The 18,865-nt window shown below is 63.2% G+C and carries 19 protein-coding genes; 4 read left to right on the plus strand and 15 right to left on the minus strand.

The window, feature by feature from the left end; genetic code table 11:
- Together EBS11_RS19455 and EBS11_RS19460 are read left to right on the plus strand one after the other, a co-directional pair.
- On the plus strand, nucleotides 1-1,288 hold a 1,288-nt coding region (locus EBS11_RS19455), incomplete at its 5' end, for a serine protease (protein ID WP_290605491.1).
- Entirely contained in the window at nucleotides 1,285-2,274 is a 990-nt protein-coding gene (locus tag EBS11_RS19460) for an FHA domain-containing protein (RefSeq protein ID WP_290605493.1), read from the plus strand. The genes EBS11_RS19455 and EBS11_RS19460, both read left to right, overlap by 4 nt.
- Nucleotides 2,275-2,371: 97 nt before the next feature.
- On the opposite strand, the gene EBS11_RS19465 is transcribed toward EBS11_RS19460, so the two are convergent.
- The gene (locus tag EBS11_RS19465; RefSeq protein WP_290605494.1) at nucleotides 2,372-3,028 is read right to left on the minus strand and encodes a CCXG family PEP-CTERM protein; all 657 of its coding nucleotides are present in this window, start codon (nucleotides 3,026-3,028) and stop codon (nucleotides 2,372-2,374) included.
- A gap of 523 nt (nucleotides 3,029-3,551) precedes the next feature.
- Between EBS11_RS19465 and EBS11_RS19470 the strand changes: the two genes are divergently transcribed.
- Nucleotides 3,552-3,881 carry an MmcQ/YjbR family DNA-binding protein gene (locus tag EBS11_RS19470; protein WP_290605496.1) on the plus strand — a complete coding sequence of 110 codons (330 nt, stop codon included), beginning with the start codon at nucleotides 3,552-3,554 and terminating at the stop codon, nucleotides 3,879-3,881.
- A gap of 18 nt (nucleotides 3,882-3,899) precedes the next feature.
- On the opposite strand, the gene EBS11_RS19475 is transcribed toward EBS11_RS19470, so the two are convergent.
- Nucleotides 3,900-4,520: a TetR/AcrR family transcriptional regulator gene (locus EBS11_RS19475; RefSeq protein WP_290605498.1), complete on the minus strand. Its 621-nt coding sequence runs from the start codon at nucleotides 4,518-4,520 to the stop codon at nucleotides 3,900-3,902.
- Between the two features lie 96 nt (nucleotides 4,521-4,616).
- On the opposite strand from EBS11_RS19475, the gene EBS11_RS19480 reads away from it, so the two are divergent.
- Nucleotides 4,617-5,852: an MFS transporter gene (locus EBS11_RS19480; protein WP_290605500.1), complete on the plus strand. Its 1,236-nt coding sequence runs from the start codon at nucleotides 4,617-4,619 to the stop codon at nucleotides 5,850-5,852.
- Nucleotides 5,853-5,865: 13 nt separating this feature from the next.
- Here EBS11_RS19480 and EBS11_RS19485 read toward each other — a convergent pair whose 3' ends face one another.
- The 13 genes from EBS11_RS19485 to EBS11_RS19545 all read right to left on the minus strand — a co-directional run bounded on the left by EBS11_RS19485 (nucleotide 5,866) and on the right by EBS11_RS19545 (nucleotide 18,859).
- Complete coding sequence (locus tag EBS11_RS19485; protein WP_290605502.1) at nucleotides 5,866-6,168, minus strand: hypothetical protein; 303 nt, start codon at nucleotides 6,166-6,168, stop codon at nucleotides 5,866-5,868.
- 58 nt (nucleotides 6,169-6,226) lie between these two features.
- Nucleotides 6,227-7,402, minus strand: coding sequence for a PQQ-dependent sugar dehydrogenase (locus EBS11_RS19490; RefSeq protein ID WP_290605504.1), 1,176 nt, complete (start codon nucleotides 7,400-7,402; stop codon nucleotides 6,227-6,229).
- A gap of 114 nt (nucleotides 7,403-7,516) precedes the next feature.
- Nucleotides 7,517-9,556: a hypothetical protein gene (locus EBS11_RS19495; RefSeq protein ID WP_290605506.1), complete on the minus strand. Its 2,040-nt coding sequence runs from the start codon at nucleotides 9,554-9,556 to the stop codon at nucleotides 7,517-7,519.
- A gap of 169 nt (nucleotides 9,557-9,725) precedes the next feature.
- On the minus strand, nucleotides 9,726-10,229 hold the full coding sequence (gene ispF, locus EBS11_RS19500; RefSeq protein ID WP_290605507.1) for a 2-C-methyl-D-erythritol 2,4-cyclodiphosphate synthase: 504 nt from the start codon (nucleotides 10,227-10,229) through the stop codon (nucleotides 9,726-9,728).
- The gene (ispD, locus tag EBS11_RS19505; RefSeq protein WP_290605509.1) at nucleotides 10,226-10,951 is read right to left on the minus strand and encodes a 2-C-methyl-D-erythritol 4-phosphate cytidylyltransferase; all 726 of its coding nucleotides are present in this window, start codon (nucleotides 10,949-10,951) and stop codon (nucleotides 10,226-10,228) included. Before ispD ends, ispF begins: the two co-directional genes overlap by 4 nt.
- Before the next feature lie 12 nt (nucleotides 10,952-10,963).
- Nucleotides 10,964-11,668, minus strand: a complete 705-nt coding sequence (locus EBS11_RS19510) for a hypothetical protein (RefSeq protein WP_365955775.1) — start codon at nucleotides 11,666-11,668, stop codon at nucleotides 10,964-10,966.
- Nucleotides 11,668-12,225: an NUDIX hydrolase gene (locus EBS11_RS19515; RefSeq protein ID WP_290605511.1), complete on the minus strand. Its 558-nt coding sequence runs from the start codon at nucleotides 12,223-12,225 to the stop codon at nucleotides 11,668-11,670. Before EBS11_RS19515 ends, EBS11_RS19510 begins: the two co-directional genes overlap by 1 nt.
- 175 nt (nucleotides 12,226-12,400) lie before the next feature.
- Nucleotides 12,401-12,724: a DUF2818 family protein gene (locus tag EBS11_RS19520; protein WP_290605513.1), complete on the minus strand. Its 324-nt coding sequence runs from the start codon at nucleotides 12,722-12,724 to the stop codon at nucleotides 12,401-12,403.
- 3 nt (nucleotides 12,725-12,727) lie between these two features.
- Nucleotides 12,728-14,230, minus strand: a complete 1,503-nt coding sequence (gene nuoN / locus EBS11_RS19525) for an NADH-quinone oxidoreductase subunit NuoN (protein ID WP_290605514.1) — start codon at nucleotides 14,228-14,230, stop codon at nucleotides 12,728-12,730.
- A gap of 16 nt (nucleotides 14,231-14,246) precedes the next feature.
- On the minus strand, nucleotides 14,247-15,746 hold the full coding sequence (locus EBS11_RS19530) for an NADH-quinone oxidoreductase subunit M (protein ID WP_290605516.1): 1,500 nt from the start codon (nucleotides 15,744-15,746) through the stop codon (nucleotides 14,247-14,249).
- A gap of 29 nt (nucleotides 15,747-15,775) precedes the next feature.
- Nucleotides 15,776-17,875, minus strand: coding sequence for an NADH-quinone oxidoreductase subunit L (gene nuoL, locus EBS11_RS19535; protein WP_290605518.1), 2,100 nt, complete (start codon nucleotides 17,873-17,875; stop codon nucleotides 15,776-15,778).
- Between the two features lie 46 nt (nucleotides 17,876-17,921).
- Nucleotides 17,922-18,230 carry an NADH-quinone oxidoreductase subunit NuoK gene (gene nuoK / locus EBS11_RS19540; protein ID WP_290605520.1) on the minus strand — a complete coding sequence of 103 codons (309 nt, stop codon included), beginning with the start codon at nucleotides 18,228-18,230 and terminating at the stop codon, nucleotides 17,922-17,924.
- Entirely contained in the window at nucleotides 18,227-18,859 is a 633-nt protein-coding gene (locus EBS11_RS19545; protein WP_076567084.1) for an NADH-quinone oxidoreductase subunit J, read from the minus strand. Before EBS11_RS19545 ends, nuoK begins: the two co-directional genes overlap by 4 nt.
- Between the last annotated feature and the right edge of the window lie 6 nt (nucleotides 18,860-18,865).

Here is an 18,865-nt window from a genome sequence, read left to right on the forward strand (position 1 = left end):
GCCGCCGCCGGCCACCGCCGCGCCCGCCGCTACCGAACACGCCGCCCTGCCGCCGCCATCCTCCGCCGCGCAAAAGCTGTACACGGCCGCGCGCGCCGACATCCTGCAGGTGCGCGTGCTGCTGAAAAACGGCCGCACGCAATCCTCCGTCGGCTCGGGCTTCCTGATCGGCACGGGCGACCTGGTGGTGAGCAACTACCACGTCGTGTCGCAATTCGCCCTCGACCCCGATACCTACGTGGGCGAGTGGGTCGATACGGGCGGCCAGCGGGGCAACGTGGAACTGCTGGCCGTCGACGTGCTGCACGACCTGGCCGTGCTGCGCGTGAACCGCCACGGCACGGGCTTTTTCAAGATGCCGGAGCAGCTGGCGCCCCTGACGCAGGGCCAATACCTGTATTCCATGGGCAATCCGCTGGACCTGGGCTTCGCCATCTCGGAAGGGTCGTACAACGGCGTCGTCACGCGCAGCTTCTATGACCAGCTGATGTTTACGGGACCGATCAATTCCGGCATGAGCGGCGGCCCCAGCGTCACGGCGAATGGCGACGTGGCCGGCGTGAACGTGTCGAAGCGCCTCGATGGCGAACTGGTCAGCTTCCTCGTGCCGGCCCGCTACGCCCAGCAGTTGCTGGCCAAGGTGGCGCAACAGGGCAAGCCGCCGAAGGACTTCAAGCCGCTGGTGACGGCGCAGCTGCTGGCGCACCAGGACGTGATGCTGGCGCGCCTGCTGGACCAGCCCCTGAGCCTGAAAGCCATGGGACCATACCGCGTGCCCGTGCGCGAATCGGACCAGATGCGCTGCTGGGGCCGCTCCAACGTGAAATCCGACAAGCCCTACACGATTGACAACACCAGCTGCGCCATGGAATCGGCCATCTTCATTTCCGGCGCCCTGCAGACGGGGCAAGTATCGATGCGCCATGAATTCCTGCGCAGCAGCGAACTGGGCGCCCTGCGCTTTGCCGAGCTGGCCAGCACCTCGTTCAAGAATGAAAGCTTCGGCAGCTACAAGAGCGCCAACCTGACGGGCCCCCATTGCATCGAGCAGTTCGTCAAGAACAAGACCCTGCCCCTGCGCGCCGTCATGTGCGTGCGCGCCTACCGCAAGTTTACCGGCCTGTACGATTTTGCCCTGCTGGCCGCCAGCACCGATGAGCCACTGATGAACCTGCAAAGCCGCATCGACGCGCGCGGCGTGTCCTACGCCAACGGCATGCGCGTCACCCGCGCCTTCCTCGAAGCGCTGTCGCGCACGCCATCGCCCACCGGCGCACGCCAGCCATGAAGCCGCCCTACTACCTCGAAATCCTCGCCGAGAATGGCGATGTGCAGCAGCGCCAGCGCATAGCCACCCTGCCGATCCGCATCGGCCGCGGCTATGACAATGACTTCATCCTCGACGACGCGCACACGGCCGCCGCGCATGCCGTCATCGAGGACGACGGCGCCGGCGGCCTGCTGCTGCGCGACCTGGGCAGCCACAACGGCGTGATCCACCGCGGCCAGCGGCAGCTGCAGGTGGCATTGCACGGCGACAGCGTCGTGCGCCTGGGCCATACGCGCCTGCGCGTGCGCTCCAGCGACCATCCGGTGGCGCCCGAACTGAGCGACACCACCATGCACGACTGGGAGGGCTTGCGCCCCGCCGTGGCGGGCCTGGCCATGATCGGCGCCTCGGCCGCCTTCAGCAACTGGCTGAGCGACGCGGAAGCCTTCGATCCGATTGCCTACCTGATGATCATCGCCTACGCAGTGGGCGCCGGCCTCATATGGGCGTCGATCTGGGCCGTGGCGAACCGCCTGTTCGGCCAGACGGCGCGTTTCGGCCGCCACCTGTTCATCATCGGCTGCGGCTTGCTGGCCATGGAAGTGTGGGAACTGGGCAGCAGCATGGCGGCCTACGCGCTGTCGCTGGAAGTGCTGACGCGCTATGGACGGCATATGTTCATCGTCATTGTCTGTGCCATGATCTACTTCCATTTGTGCACGATCAAGCCGCAGCATCCGCGCCGCTTCGCCCTCGTCGCCGTGGTGCTGGCCATCATCGGCTCGACCCTGATCTTGCTGAGCAACCTGCAGATCAGCGGCCGCCTGGCCGACGAACCCTACATGTCCGTGCTCTACCCGCCGGCACTGCGCCTGAGTCCGAACCATGCGACGGCCACGTTCTTCCAGGAGGCGGCCAGCCTGCAGCAAGGCGTCGATACGGAACGGGGCAAGTCGGCCAAGGGCGGCGCGGACGACGACAGCGAAGGCGACGGCGACGAATAGGCATCGTGGCCCGCCATGCAAAAAGCCCGCCGGGTCCTTGCGGACCGGCGGGCTTTTTTACGTCCTGCGCCGCCAGGGGCGCGGCGGACGCGGCGACTTAGAACTTGGCTTCCTGCTTGCGGCGTGCCGTAAAGCCCAGCAAGCCCAGGCCGATCAGCAGCATGGCGTAGGTGGTCGGTTCCGGCACGGCCGAGACCAGGCCGTCATTGGCGGCAAAGCTGGCGAAATTGCTGTTGCCCGCCTTGAACTGCACTTGCTGGCCGCCATCGCAGCAGCCTTCCAAGCCATAGATGGTCAGGGTATGGTTGCCGGCCGCCAGGGAGCCCGAACCGCTGAGGAACTGGCTGGCATTGTTGTAGTTACCTGCCCACCACATGTCGTTGCTCTTCACGTCCAGCGCCACGCCGTCGAGGAACAGGGCGCCGCCCTTGCCGAAATCGACGCCGCTGCGGAAGCTCCAGGCGCCCGCGTCCGTGGCGCTGACGCCGAAGTTGATGACGGATTTGAAGGCGATGTTCGTGTTGCTGCCGAACAGGCTGCTGTTGTTGACGTTGTCATAGCTGGCAATCGTCGTCGAACCGTAGCCCGCGCCCGGCGCGGCCACGGCGGCGTTCACCACGGCGGCGTAGGCGGCGGCCGACGCTTGTGCGCTGGCATCGGAAAAGCCCGTGGACAGGGTGATGGTGCTGGCGTTCGCCTGCGCAAACACGCCGACGGCGATGAGGGACAGGGCAATTTTAGGCAAGTTTTTCATGATGGTATCCAATAAGTAAGTATTCAGTGGGCGCAGCAGGCAGGCGCTTGGGCTGAATACACGCTGCATTGAGGCGTGTCGGCGTAGCGCGCTAAAGATTGCAAAGATGAGCGGTCGGTGGCGTGAGCTTCCGCAGTACGGCGCGGACCTGGTGCCATGGCGGCAGCCAAGCGTCCTGGAAAGGGGTCGGGTTCCCGGGACAAAGCCAGACAGTTGACGGGTCAGGCAAGACGATGAAGCTATTCTATCTTAATTTCCCCATAAGAAAAGTATTTTTCTTTTTGCCATGAAAGATATTTTTCTAGCAATCAAGAACCGGCACGAAAAAATTCCCCCGCGCGCCCCTATGCTGCGCCCCGTGCCGCGGCATTCCCAGGGGGCGGCGTGTCGCGCGAGCACCACAAACGGCCAGGCCACTGTCGCATTGCGCGCATTTCTTTTCGCACGCCGCTGCACCACGCGGTGAAACAGCATGGCAAAATGCATACACGCTACTATCTGTCCATGAGGGGGGAAAGAGGAAATGGTCGACCTGGAAGAACTGCGCTATCTGGCACTGTCGTTTCCCGACACCACCGAGGAAGAACACCACGACCGTCCGGCCTTCCGCGTGGGCGGGAAGATCTTTGCCACCCTGCCCGACGACGAGCACATCAACGTGCTGCTCGATGCGGAAGCGGCGCATATCGCCACCGTCATCACCCCGGCCGGCTGCGAAAAACTGTGGTGGGGCGAGCGCCTGGCCGGCATCACGGTGCGCCTGGCCGATGCCGAACTGGACATGCTGGCCGCCGCCCTGACGGCCGCCTGGCGGCGCAAGGCCCCCAGCGACCTGGCCAGGACCATCGGCTGACCCGGACGGGGCGGCGCGCTACAGGGGCCAGTTGCGCAACAACAATGCCACCATCTGGTGCAGCTGTTCGCGCGAGACGCCGGCGGCCGCCTGGATGGCCATGCCCTGCGACAGGGTGACGACGAAGCGCGCCTGCTGCTCGGGACAGGAATCGGCGGGCAGGTCGCCCTCGTCCCTGGCGCGCCGCAAGCGGTCGCGCAGCTTGATTTCACCGCGCAGGCGGCGCGCAAACAATTCATCGCGGATCGGCAAGGCATCGTCGCTGCATGCCAGCGCCGCATTCACGCCCATGCAGCCATGCGGGCCGTCCGGCATGGTTTGCGCATCGACATATTGCGTCAGCAAGGCTTCGATGACCAGGCGCGCCGTCGGCTGCTCCAGCGCCGCGTCGAAAAACCGCATGCGCGTGTCGCTGTAGCGCTCCAGCGCCTTGTGGAACAATTGCTCCTTGTTGCCGAAGACGGCATACAGGCTGGGCCGGTTCATGCCCATGGCTTTCGTCAGTTCCGGCAGCGAACTGCCTTCATAGCCTTTTTCCCAGAACACCTTCATGGCGCAATCGAGCGCCTCGTCCGCATCAAACGTGCGGGGCCGGCCCGTTTTCGCCCTGGCCGCGTCTTCTTTTTTATCTTGTTTCATACCGTTCGGTAAAAAATTATTGACAACACTGTCTGCCTGCCCTGATTATATACCGACCGGTTAAAAACACTAGACCCGTCTTTCAGGATTTTCACCATGCAAACACCACCCGCTTCCCCCTCCGCTCCGGCCGCCACCGGCGACGATACCACCGTGGCGCCCTGGCTGGCCGTGCTGTCCGTCGGCATCGGCGCCTTCGCCCTCGTCACGTCCGAATTCCTGCCCGTGGGCCTGCTGCCCGCCATGGCGGCCGAACTGGCCATCAGCAAGGGCCAGGCGGGACTGATGATCACCACGCCCGGCATCGTCGCCGCGTTCGCCGCCATCGGCGTCACCATCGGCTCGGGCCGGCTGGACCGCCGCATCGTGCTGCTGGCCCTGACGGCGCTGCTGGTCGCGTCGAACCTGCTCGTGGCGCTGGCGCCCTCCTACGGCTGGATCCTGCTGGGGCGCGCCCTGCTGGGCGTGGGCGTGGGCGGCTTCTGGGCCATCGGCAGCGCCATCGGCCCGCGCCTGGTGGCGCCGCAGCACGCGTCGCGCGCCATGTCCATCATCTTTGCCGGCGTCTCGCTGGGCACGGTGGCGGGCGTGCCGGCCGGCGCCCTCGTGGGCGAACTGGTGGGCTGGCGCGTGGCCTTCGGCGCGGCCAGCGCCATCGCCGTGCTGGTCTTCATCGGCCAGCTGTTGCTGCTGCCCAAGCTGCCGCCCACGCAGGCCATCCGCCTGCGCCAGCTGCCGATGATCTTCGGCATCCGCAAGGCGCGCCTGGGACTGATCGCCACGGCCATGCTGTTCACGGGCCAGTTCGCTGCCTACACGTATATCGCGCCCTTCCTCACGCAGGTATCGCACCTGGCGGCCGGCACCGTCAGCGCCATGCTGCTCGTGTACGGCGCGTGTGGCTTCATCGGCAACCTCGTCGGCGGCTGGGCGGCCGGGCGCCACGAACGGGCCGCGCTGCTCGTGACGGGCGCCGTGCTGGGACTGTCCACCCTGGCGCTGGCCGCGCTGGGCAGCCATGCGCTCACCGCCATGCTGCTGGTGGCCATCTGGGGCTTCGGTTTCGGCGCCATGCCGATCGCCGTGCAGACGTGGATGTTCAAGGCGGCGCCGCACCTGATGGAAGGCAGCAGCGCGCTGTTCGTTGCCATCGTGCAGGTATCGCTGGCCTCGGGCGCCCTGCTGGGCGGCATGTCCGTCGACCGGCTGGGTGTGCCCAGCGCGATGGTGCTGGGCGGCCTGTTCGCCCTCGGCTGCGCGCTGACGGTCGCGCTCTTTGGCAAGCCACGGGCCGCCGCCAAGGCGGACGCGGGCGCCGCCTGCGAAGCCTAGGAAGCCGGCCCCGTCAGATGCGGCCGCGGCGGAATTCGCCGAGGAATTTCGTCACTTCGGCCGGCGTCATCACCACATCCGCGTCGCCGTGATACGCATACAGGAAGGGCGTGCCGCCCAGGCGGTCCGTCAGCTTGGCGAAGAGTAAAAAACGGCTGCCCAGCGGGTAGCGCTGCAGGTCGGCCAGGCGGCGCGAGCACTGCACGGCCAGCTCGGGCGAAAAGGCCTGGCCCGGCACGGGGCGGATTTCCACGCGGCCATGAATGGTGCGCGATTCGACGGCAACGTGCCGGTATGCATAAGTATCACGGGCCATGCCGCCACCTTGTCTTGAAATAAAGGCGCCATCTTAAGCGAAGATGGCGCCTGGCGGGTTACTGCGCCACGATGCGCAGCAAGCGCCCGTTGACTTCATCCGTCAGCGCATACAGGTAGCCATCCGGTCCCTGGCGCACGTCGCGCACCCGCGCGCCGATGGCGAGGCGGTCCTGCCCCGTCACCTTGCCCTGCGCATCGACGGCGATGCGGCGGATGTCCTGCGCCGCCAGACCGCCGCTGAAAATGCTGCCGCGCCAGGCGGCAATCTTGTCGCCCGTGTACACGGCCAGGCCCGACGGCGCCGGCGACGGCACCCAGGCCACGCTCGGATTGATCATCCCCGCCACCTCGTGCTTGCCGACGGGTTCATGCGTCTTGTAGTCGGCGCCATAGCTTTGCAGGGGCCAGCCGTAGTTGCCGCCCGCCACCACCAGGTTCAGCTCGTCGCCGCCGTAGGGGCCGTGTTCCGTGGCCCACACGCGCCCAGAAGCGGGATCGAGCGCCAGGCCCTGCACATTGCGGTGGCCATACGACCAGATTTCCGGCAGGGCGCCCTTGGCCGCCAGCGGATTGCCGGGCGCCGGTTTGCCGTCTTCCGTCAGGCGCAGGATGGAGCCCAGGTGCGTGGCCAGGTTCTGCGCCTGCTCGCGCGCCAGGCGGTCACCGATGCGCAGGGGCGGATTGCCGCCATCGGCCACGCTCATCAGCAGGGTGCCGTCCGGCAGCCACAGCAGGCGCGAACCGAAGTGCTGGCCGCCGCTCTTGTCGGTCGATACCTTGAAGAGGGTCTGGATGCCCGTCACTTTCTTGCCGTCGAACACGCCGCGCACGAGGGTCGTGCGGTTCGCGTCATTCGTGCCTGTCGACACCGTCATGTAGACGCGCGGATTCGGCTTGTTGGCATCCTGCGGGTGCAGCACGATATCGAGCAGGCCGCCCTGCCCGCCCGTGAAGACGGCCGGCATGCCTTCCAGCGCCACGTCGGTAAAAGTCTTTCCATTCAGCAAATGCAAGCTGCCCTGCTTGCTGGTGACCAGCGCGCGCCCCTCGCCCAGCCAGGCGATGCCCCACGGCTGGCGCACGCCCTCGGCTACCGTCTCGGCTTTCCAGGCCTGCCGCGCGGCCGGCGGCTCGCCCGTGGCGGCCAGTTCGGCGTGGGCGGGCATGGCCGATGCCGCGAAGGCCCCCAGCAACAGTGCGGTGGCAAGGCGTGTGCGCTTGATGATGAGCATCCCGAATTCTCCTGTGTCGGCTATGAAAAAAGGCGGCCGGGATGGTGTCGACCATCCCGCCGCCTTCTAAAATATCACATCTTGCACGGCGGACGCGCCGCCGTTTGCATGCGATCAGCGATACACGAGGTAGTACTTGGCGCGCGCGTAACCCTTCTGCGCGCCGCCCGTCTGCACCACCGCGAGCGACTCGCCGGCCGATGTATGGAAGACGCCAAGGCCATAGCTGGCTTCGCCGCCGATCACGGGCAGGCTGACGCTGCCTGCAGGGAACAGCAATTCGCCGGTATATTTCTTGTAGCTGGTCTGGTACGTCGTATCGTAGCCCGAAGAAACGTAATCAAGCGAGCTTTCCATCAGCAGCACTTCTGCCGTGGTAGGCGAATAGCTCATCGACAGCATGGCGTTGGTCTGACCGCTGTTGCCGATACCGAGGATGAAGCGCCCCACATATTTCAGCGTTTCGGTATTGAAATACGTACCATTTGCAGAAAACAGCAGATCTTCCTTCGGCGACAGGAAGAGCGGCGACGTCATGTAGTAATCGCTATAAACATTGCCGCTGGTCAGGATGGCATTCGTTTGCGGATCGAAGGTGAAGTACGAGAGGCTGGAGCTGCCAGCCGGCGCGAGAAAGACCTTGCTCTTCGATACGGCGAACGCGCCGCGCAGGACGCCGTAGAAGCCGCCGCCGGCGCTGAAATCGAGCGCAGGCAAAGCCTGCCCCGTGCGGGCATTGATGACGGCGACCGCCGGGCGCGCCGAGGAAGACAGCGTCTGGCCCGAGAGGAAGACCACGCCGTCATTGGTGACGAATACTTCCGTCTGCGTGCCGCCGGTGCCCGTCGACTTCAGCACGGTGCCGGCGACCAGGTCCACGAGGCTGACCACGCCATCATGCAGCACGCCGGCCAGCTTGCCATCCGGGCTCAGATTGAAGGCCTTGACCGTCGTCGGCAGATCGATGCTGGTGATGGCGCCATCGACCGGATTGATGACTTTCATGGCGTTCGGCTCGGCCGTGATGGCGATCAGGCGGTCGGTCGCCACGCTGTAACGCATGTCCAGCGGCTTGAACGGCAACGCGAGCACGCTCGAGGTCGAGGTGACGGCATTGAGTTTCAGGTAGGCGACCGCTGTCTGGCGGCCATTGCTCACCGTCAGCGACAGCACGTAAGCACCGGCCACGTCCGGCGTGAACGACGGTATGGCAGCCGTGGCGGCGCCCAGCGTCGCGACGGAACCGGCAGGCCGGCTGTCCACCGCCCAGGCGTAGCTCAATTTCGCGCCGCCCTCGTCATAGCTGAGGATGCCGCTGGTCACCACCGGCTGGCCGACGGGAACCGTTTGATTGTTGCGGCTGACGACGGCCACCGTGCCCTGGATCACGCCCGTCGGCAAGCTGTTGTTGGCGTCGAACTGGTACACCGTCTCGGCATAGGCACCCTTGCCGTCCGCGCCACGGGCGCGCACGATGTACAGGCCCAGCACATCCGGCGAGAAACGGGCCGTTTGACCTGTGGCATACAGCACGGACGCGCTGCCGGACGGTTTCTGCATCAATTCCCACGTGGTGGTGACCTTGTCGCCATCCGCATCGGTACTGCCCGTGGCGTCGAGGACGATGCCGGAGCCCACCGATATGGCCATGGCTGGCTTGACGACCGGCTGCGCCGTGAAGGTGGCATTGACCACCACGACGGCGTTCGGCACCCGGTTATTGACCAGTACCGTGACATTTTTGTCGACCGAGCCGCCCTTGCCATTGGCCAGGCGCAGCTTGAAGACATACGTTCCCAGCACGTCGGCCTGGAAGTTGAGCTTGGCCGCGCTGGCGGCGTCCAGCTTGAGCGCGCTGTCCGCCGGCTTGGAGACGATGCTCCAGGCAAAGGTCAAGGTATTGCCATCGCTATCCTTGCTGCCGCTCGCATCGAGTTCGATGGGCGCACCCATGGTGCCGATGGCGTCGGCGCCTTCGGCCGCCGCTGACACGGCGCCGGCAAACAGGATGGCGGGCTGCGGCACGACGGCCGCGGGCGGCGTCACGACGCTGCCATCATTGCCGCTTCCGCCGCCACATCCGGCCAGCATGGCCATGGCCAGCAGACTGGCGCCCAGCCAGCGCAATGCCGGCCCCTGCATACGACTCTTCATATGATTCCGTTCTCTAATATTCCCGTGGTTAGAAAGATGACGTCTTGTCGCGTCTAAAAAGCGCACGCATATTATCATGACAACAACGTTAAATTTTCACCAAATTTCACTTTGGAAATATTAATTCACAGAAATCATTGAAAATCAGCAATATTTACCGCCCGCCGCCTCAGGCGCGCAGCAGCAAGGCCACGGCTTCGGCCGCGATGCCCTCTTCCCGGCCCAGGTAGCCCAGCTTCTCGTTCGTCTTCGCCTTGATGTTGACCTGGCCCAGAGTCACGCCCAGGTCCTCGGCCACGTTGGCGCACATGGCGGCGATGTGCGGCGCCATCTTCGGGCGCTGGGCGATGATGGTGGCGTCGATGTTGCCGATGACATAACCGGTCGCCTGCACGCGGCGCGCGGCTTCGCGCAGCAGGGTGCGCGAATCGGCGCCCTTGAATTGCGCGTCCGTGTCGGGGAAATGGCGGCCGATGTCGCCCAGGGCGGCGGCGCCGAAGAGCGCGTCCGTGATCGCGTGCAGCAGCACGTCGGCGTCGGAGTGGCCCAGCAGGCCCAGGTGATGGGGAATCTTCACGCCGCCGATGATCAGGTCGCGGTGCTCCACCAGCGCGTGGCAGTCATAGCCCTGGCCGATGCGGAACGGGAGTACGGGAGTGGTGGTGGTCGTCATGCGGTCTTTCTGTTCAGGGTACAAGGGTGGGACAAATACAGTTCGGCCGTCTGGATGTCGCGCGGCAGGGTCACCTTCAGGTTGCGCGGGTGGCCTTCGACCAGCTTCGGTGCCAGACCCAGCGCTTCGACGGCGCTGGCGTCGTCCGTGATGGCGTGCGGATCCGGCGCTTCGGACAAGGCCCGGTGCAGCAGGGCATAGCTGAACATCTGCGGCGTCTGCGCCAGCCACAGGCCGTCGCGCGGCACCGTCTGCGCCGAGATGGCGCCCGGCCCTGCCCGCTTGACGGTATCGACCACGGGCAAGGCCAGCAGGCCGCCGGCCGGATGCGCGCCCACTTCCATGATGAGTTTTTCGATCAGCGCCGGCGTCAGGCCGGGGCGGGCGGCATCGTGCACCAGCACCTGGTCGCGGGCATCGATGCCGCCGTGCATGGCCTGCAAGCCATTCAGGATGCTTTCCATGCGCGTGGCGCCGCCGCAGCGCAGCACGGTGACGCCCTGCCCCGGGACGACCGTGTCAATCACGCCATCGTCGGCGCTGACGACGACATAGGTATGCGCGATCAGGGGGCTGGCGATGAAGGCGTCGAGCGCGTGGCGCAGCATGGGCTTGCCCGCGATGGGCAGATATTGCTTGGGACTGCCCGCCTCCATGCGCGCGCCCACGCCGGCGGCAGGGATCAGCGCAAAATAACGGACGGTGTTCGGTGCTGCGGTCATGCCATTCCTTGTCTAGTTGGCGGGCGCTGTCTTGCCCGCCAGGATGTTCTGGATTTCGCCTTTGCACGCCTTGCCCAGGCGCGCATATTCTTGCGGAGAATCAATAGCCGCCTGCAAGACTTCCACCTTGCGCATTTCCGCCTTGATGTAGGGCAGCCAGCCCGTATCGATCTCGCGCGCCAGCGCCGCCTTCGCCGTGCCGCTGGGCGCATACAGGGGACGCGCCTCGAAGCGCCTGGCCAGCGCGGCGCGCACGGTCTTTTCCACGCGGGGCAAATGCTCCATATAGGTCTTCATGTGCCGCAGCTCGTGCGCGAGTATCTCATCATACGCGCAAGTGCCGGGGGCAAACTCGCGGCCGATGTAGATCACCACGGGCGCGTAGGTAATCTTCACGCTGATCTGCGGCGCCACGCATTCGTAGCCGCTGGCGGGATCCTGCAGCAGGGGGCCGGCCAGGCCGATCTGCACCTGCGAATCCGTCTTCGTCAGGCCCAGCACCCAGGTATTCGCCCGCGCCGTGCCCTTCATCACTGTCAGCGCCTTGTAGGGCAGATGCGTGTCGATGCTGTAGCCGTTCTGCTGCGCCGTCAGCACGGACACCGTCTTGCTGATCGTGTCTTCGCAGCGCACCTGGAACGGCGTGCGCGCAGCGCCGTGCGCACCCAGGCTGGCCAGGGCCAGCAGCAGGAAGATCGCCGTGCGCATGCGCTGCATCAAGCCGCCTGCCAGGCGCCGCTGGTAATCTTGTCGAGCCAGAAGATGCCGATGACGGTCTTCACGTCCGTGATGGTGCCGTCCCTGACCCAGTCCAGCAGCTGCGGCACGGTGGCCGTGAAGGTTTCCAGGAACTCGCCTTCGTCGAGCTGGCGTTCGCCTGCCACGAGTCCCCGCGCCAAAAACAGTTCCAGGTGCTCGTCGGAATAGGCGATGGCATTGTGGATGGTGGAGACGAATTGCCAGTCGGTCGCCGTGTAGCCCGTCTCTTCCAGCAGTTCACGCCGGGCGCAGGCCAGGTGCGACTCGCCCGCGTCGATCTTGCCTGCCGGGAACTCGATGAAGACGCGGCCGAGCGGATAGCGGTACTGGCGCTCCATCAGCACGGTGCCATCGTCGAGCAGCGGCAGGATGACGACGGCGCCCGGGTGCAGGACGAATTCGCGCGCCGTGATCTTGCCGTCAGGCAGGGCGACACGGTCGCGCTGCACGCGCAGGAAGCCGCCCTGGTAGACGAGCTCGCCATCCACTTTGGTTTCAATCAGATTCGTATCCATGGAATTCCTTTACTCAATAAAAAAACGGCGCCAGAGGCGCCGCTTTCGGAGGGGAAGAACACTGACAAAACCGTCGCGAGCGGCAGTGATTTGTGGCTGAGAAGCGGAACTGTGCTTGAGCACAGTGAGCATCGCAGGCCGCAAAGCGCGACGCGCAGCAGGTTTGGTCAGCGTTCTAGCGCCGTTTGCGCAGGTAGCGTGCGACAAATCCCGGGAAGGCCAGCACGAGGAACAGGCATCCCGTGATGGCGTAGAACTCCCACGTCTGCGGGAAAGCGTTGCCGATGCGCGCTTCGAGCGCGAACGCGACGGCGCCGACGATGAAATACAGGATCACCATCTCCAGCAGGCGCAGTGCCAGCGGCTTGCGCCAGCCCTGCTCCGCCGGCGCGGCCTTTTTCAAGGGCACGGCGGCAAACAGCTTCTCGTTGAGAAATGGCAGGTTGGCGCCCAGGATGCCCAGGGCGATCACCAGCCAGCTCGAGACGGTGACATCCATCGGTCAGGACGCCAGGGTCTTGGTGATGGCCGTCGCGCAGGCAGCCAGGATGCTGTTAGGCATCACGCCCAGCGCCAGGACAAACACGCCGTTCAGGGCCAGCACGACGCGCATGTCGCCATGCACGACCAGCGCATTGCTGTCGGTCGGCTCGTCGAACCACATCATTTTCACGACGCGCAGGTAGTAGAAGGCGCCGATCAGCGAGAACAGCACGGCGGCGATGGTCAGCCACAGCTGGCCCGTGGCCAATACCGATGCCAGCACCGAGTACTTGGCCATGAAGCCCATCAGCGGCGGCACGCCGGCCAGCGAGAACATGAACAGGGTCATCACCAGCGCGAAAATCGGGCTGCGTTTGCCCAGGCCCTTGAAGTCGGCCAGTTCTTCCGCTTCGAAACCATTGCGTGCCAGCAACATGATCACGCCGAAGGTACCCAGGGTGGTGAACACGTAGGTGATGACGTAGTACATCGAGGCGCCGTAGGCGGTGGCTGCGCCAGCCGCGTTCAGGGTGTTGTTCGGCGCGTCCATGGTGCCGGACAGCAGACCGAGCAGCACGAAGCCCATTTGCGCGATGGTCGAGTACGCCAGCATGCGCTTCAGGTTCGTTTGCGCGATGGCGGTGAAGTTACCGATGGCCAGCGACATCACGGCCAGCACCAGCAGCATTTGCTGCCAGTCATGCGCCATCGGCAGCAGGCCCTCGCCCAGCAGGCGCAGGGTGATGGCAAACGCGGCCAGCTTCGGCGCGCCGCCCAGCAGCAGGGTCACGGCCGTCGGCGAACCTTGATACACGTCAGGCACCCACATGTGGAATGGCACGACGCCCAGTTTGAAGGCCAGGCCGGCAACGAGGAAGACCAGGCCGAAGACCATGATGGTGCCGTTGGTCTTGCCGTTTTCCAGGGCCACGCGCACTTCGCTCAAGTCCAGGGTGCCGGAGGCGCCGTACAGCATCGAGATACCGTACAACATGAAACCGGAAGCCAGCGCGCCCAGGATGAAGTATTTCATGGCCGCTTCCGTGGCCTTGGCATTGTCACGGCGCAAGGCGATCAGCGCGTACAGCGACAGCGACATCAGTTCCAGACCCAGGTAGATGATCAGGAAGTTGTTGGCCGAGATCATGATCATCTGGCCCAGCAGTGCAAACAGGGCCAGCACGTAGAACTCGCCGCCCAGGTTACCCGACAGCATGCTGCGGTCGGTAGCGTAGGCACGCGAATAGATCAGGGTCAGTGCCACGGCGCCGTACGAGAACAGTTTCAGCAGCTGCGACATCGGGTCCGACACGAACATGTTATGGAACGTGTAGACGGTGGTGCCCGCGTTGAAGTCGCCCACGGTCAGCAAGGCGCAGCCGGCCAAGGTCAGCAGGGACAGCGCATAGGTGATCGAACGCTTCGCCGCAGGCAAGAACATATCGATCAGCAAGAGCGCCGACGTGGCGATCAGCAGAAAGATTTCCGCGTACAGCGGTACCAGATTAGGTGCATTAGTCATGTTATCGGTCTTCTATTTAAGGCAACTTGCTGGTGGCGACATGCTGCAGCAGGTCAGCAACCGAAGTTTGCATCGTGTCGGTGAACGGGGCTGGGTACAGACCCATTACGAGCACGGCGATGGCCAGTACAGCAAGCATGAAGAATTCACGTTTGTTGATATCGGTCAATTCAGCCACGTGCTTGTTCTTGATCTTGCCGAACACCACACGCTTGGCCATCCACAGCGAGTACGCCGCGCCCCAGATCAGTGCCGTTGCAGCCAGCAGGCCGATCCAGAAGTTGAACTTCACCGCGCCCAGGATCACCATGAACTCGCCGACGAAGCCGGAGGTCGCTGGCAGACCGCAGTTGGCCATCGAGAACAGCACGAAGAAGGCGGCAAATTTCGGCATGCGGTTCACGACGCCGCCGTAGTCGGCGATGTTGCGGGTATGCATGCGGTCATACAGCACGCCGATGCACAGGAACATGGCGCCGGAGATGAAGCCGTGCGACACCATCTGCACGATACCGCCCTGCACCGAGATGTCGTTGAACATGAAGAAGCCCAGGGTGACGAAGCCCATGTGCGCGATCGACGAATAGGCGACCAGTTTTTTCATGTCGGTTTGCACCAGGGCAACCAGACCGATGTAGATCACGGCGATCAGCGACAGGGTGATCATGAAGCCCGACAGGTAGTGGCTGGCGTCCGGCGTGATCGGCAGCGAGAAACGCAGGAAGCCGTAGGCGCCCAGTTTCAGCATGATGGCGGCCAGCACGGCGGAACCGCCCGTTGGCGCTTCCACGTGGACGTCCGGCAACCACGTGTGGACGGGGAACATCGGCACCTTGACGGCAAACGCCATCAGGAAGGCCAGGAAGATGAAGATCTGTTCGTTCATCGTCAGCTTGAACGCATGCCAGGCCAGGATATCGAAGGTGCCCGACACATTGCGCAGGTAGATGATGGCAACCAGGGTCAGCAGCGAACCGAAGAAGGTGTACAGGAAGAACTTGAACGACGCGTACACGCGGTTCGAACCGCCCCAGATACCGATGATGATGAACATCGGGATCAGGGTTGCTTCAAAGAAGAAGTAGAACAGCAAGCCGTCCAGCGCGCAGAACACGCCGATCATCAGGCCCGACAGGATCAGGAAGGAGCCCATGTACTGGGCGATGCGCTTCTCGATCACTTGCCATGCGGAAATGACAACGATGACGGTGATGAACGCCGTCAGCGGCACGAACCACAGGGACAGGCCGTCGATACCCAGCGAGTACCAGATATTGAAGGTTTCAATCCAGGGCGACTTTTCGACGAATTGCATGCCGTGGGCGGCGTTGTCGAAATGTTGAATCAGCGGCAAGGTGCACAGCATGCTGAGCACGGCGCCAGCCAGCGAAAGCCAGCGGGTAAAGCCCGCTTTGCTGTCACGGCCGAGAGCCAGGACCAGGACGCCGCAAATGATCGGCACCCAGATCGACAGACTCAGGTAAGGAGGTAGTGTAGAAATCGTAGACTGCATCATGGTTCTCAGTATTCTTTTATCAGGTCAGCTTACTTAGCGGGCCAGAATGGCAGGAAATAGATCAGGAAGCCCAGCACGCCCAGGATCATCACGAATGCATAGTGATAGATGTAGCCGGTCTGCAACACTCGCGACAGCGAGGACAGCCAGGCGACGACCTTGGCGCTGCCATTGACGACGAAACCGTCGATCAGCTTCTTGTCACCGAAGTTCCACAGGCCATTACCCAGCAAGCGGGCACCGCCGGCGAACACGACTTCATTGAACTTGTCCATGTAGTACTTGTTGTCCAGCAGGGTGTGGATCGCGTGGAACTTGGCAAAGCACCAGGCCGGTACACGCGGGTTGACCATGTAGCAGTAGTAGGCTGCCACCACGCCGGACAATGCCAGCCAGAACGGTGCCGTCGACAGGCCGTGGATGGCCATCGCCATTGCGCCGTGGAATTCATGCGACAACTCTTCCATTGCTGGATGGTTTTCGCCCACAAAGATCACGCCCTTGAAGAAATCGCCATGCAGCATCGGGCCGATCGTCAGGTAGCCGATGATCAAGGAAGGGATCGCCAGCATCACCAGCGGGAACCACACGACGAACGGGGATTCATGCGGCTTCTGGCCAGGTTCCAGGCCATGGTGGCCGTGGTCGTCCTCTTCCTCTTCGTGATGATCGTCATGCGCATCGCCGTGCGCGCCATGGGCCGCTTTCGGTGCGTGATGGTCGTCATGGCCGTGCGCATGCGCCTGGCCGAAACGCTCCTTGCCGTGGAAGACGAGGAAATACATGCGGAACGAGTAGAAGGCGGTCACGAAGACGCCAGCCAGCACGGCGAACTGGGCAAAGCCAGCGCCCCAGATGTGCGTCGCTTCGACGGCTTCGATGATGCTGTCTTTCGAGTAGAAACCGGAGAACAGCGGCGTGCCGATCAGGGCCAGCGAACCGATCAGGGAAGTGATCCAGGTGATCGGCATGTATTTGCGCAGGCCGCCCATGTTGCGGATGTCCTGGTCGTGGTGCATGCCGATGATGACGGAACCGGCGCCCAGGAACAGCAGTGCCTTGAAGAATGCGTGCGTCATCAGGTGGAACACGGCCACGGAGTACGCGGACGAACCCAGCGCCACGGTCATGTAGCCCAGCTGCGACAGGGTCGAGTAAGCGACGACGCGCTTGATGTCGTTCTGGATGATGCCCAGGAAGCCCATGAACAGTGCCGTGATGGAACCGATCACCAGGATGAAGGACAGTGCCGTGTCGGACAGTTCGAACAGCGGCGACATGCGCGAGACCATGAAGATACCGGCCGTCACCATCGTCGCGGCGTGGATCAGTGCCGAAATCGGGGTAGGACCTTCCATCGAGTCAGGCAGCCACACGTGCAGGGGGAACTGCGCCGACTTGCCCATCGCGCCGATGAACAGGCAAATGCAGGCCACGGTCAGCAGGGCCCAGTCGGTGCCCGGCATCGTCAGCAACGCCAGTTCGTCTTTCTTGGCGAACACTTCCTGGTAGTTCATGGTGCCGGCGAAGGCCAGCAGCAGGCCGATGCCCAGGATGAAGCCGAAGTCGCCCACGCGGTTGACGAGGAAAGCCTTCATGTTGGCCACGATGGCCGTCGGACGCTGGTACCAGAAACCGATCAGCAGGTAGGAAACCAGGCCCACGGCTTCCCAGCCGAAGAACAGCTGCAGGAAGTTGTTGGCCATGACCAGCATCAACATCGAGAATGTGAACAGCGAGATGTAGGCGAAGAAGCGGTTGTAGCCTTCGTCGTCCTTCATGTAGCCGATCGTGTAGATATGCACCATCAGGGAGACGAAGGTGACCACGCACATCATCATCGCCGACAGCGAATCGATCTGGAAGCCCACTTCCATCTTCAGGGTGCCGATCGTCATCCAGTTATAGATCGTGCCATTGAATGTCGCGCCATCCATCACTGCCAGCAATGTCTGCACGGACAGGATGAATGCAATCAGTACGCCCAGGATCGTCGCGGTATGCGACGTCTTGCGTCCGACCAAATTACCCAGGAACTGGGTGCCAAGCAAGCCTGCAATCGCGGCACCGGCCAGCGGCGCCAGCGGTACGGCAAGAAGGAGGTTAGGGTTGAGGAGTTGCCCCGCCATGATGAACCTTAATCGTTATTATTCGAGAGATCGAGTCTGAAAAACATCAGCCTTTGAGGCTGTCCAGGTCTTCGACGTTGATGGTATCCAGATTACGGAACATCACCACCAGAATAGCCAGACCGATAGCCGACTCAGCGGCGGCAACCGTCAGGATGAAGAAAACGAAGATCTGACCGGCCGCGTCGCCCATGAAATGGGAGAACGCGATGAAATTCATATTCACCGCCAGCAGCATCAATTCGATTGCCATCAGCAATACGATGATGTTCTTGCGGTTCAGGAAAATACCGATGATCGAGATTGCGAACAGGATCGCGCCCAGGACCAGAAAATGTGTGAGCGATAATGTCATGGTGCCTCCTTAACTTCCGGCTCAGCTGCAGGACGCTCGACGACCGCGTCCATCTTGATGATCTTCAGGCGGTCGTTGCGCTTGACGCGTACCGCATCGCCCGGAGCAAAATGCTTGGTGTCCTTGCGTTTGCGCAGGGTCAAAGCAACTGCGGCAACGATGGCCACCAGCAGCACGACGGCAGCGATCTCGAAAGCGAACACATATTTGGTGTAGATCAACAGGCCCAGTTCCTTGGTGCCGCCCAGGTTGACGTTCACGGGAGCGATGCTCGGCGCGAAGTTGCGGAAACCGTGCCACAGGACGGCCGCCATTTCCAGCACGATGATCACGCCCACCGTGACGGACAGTGGCAGATAGCCCCAGAAGCCTTCGCGCATGCGGTCGATATTGATATCGAGCATCATGACGACGAAGAGGAACAGCACCATCACGGCGCCGACGTACACCAATACCAGCACGATGGCCAGGAATTCAGCTTGCAGCAGCATCCAGATGCCCGCTGCGGAAAAGAAGGACAGTACCAGGAACAGTACTGCGTGGACCGGATTACGGGCCGTGATGACGCGTGTCGCCGCTATGATCAGAATCAGCGCGAAGGCGTAAAACAAAATTGTTTTAAAGTCCATAAAAAA

The organism is Janthinobacterium sp., from assembly GCF_009923995.1.
Classification (GTDB): domain Bacteria; phylum Pseudomonadota; class Gammaproteobacteria; order Burkholderiales; family Burkholderiaceae_D; genus Janthinobacterium.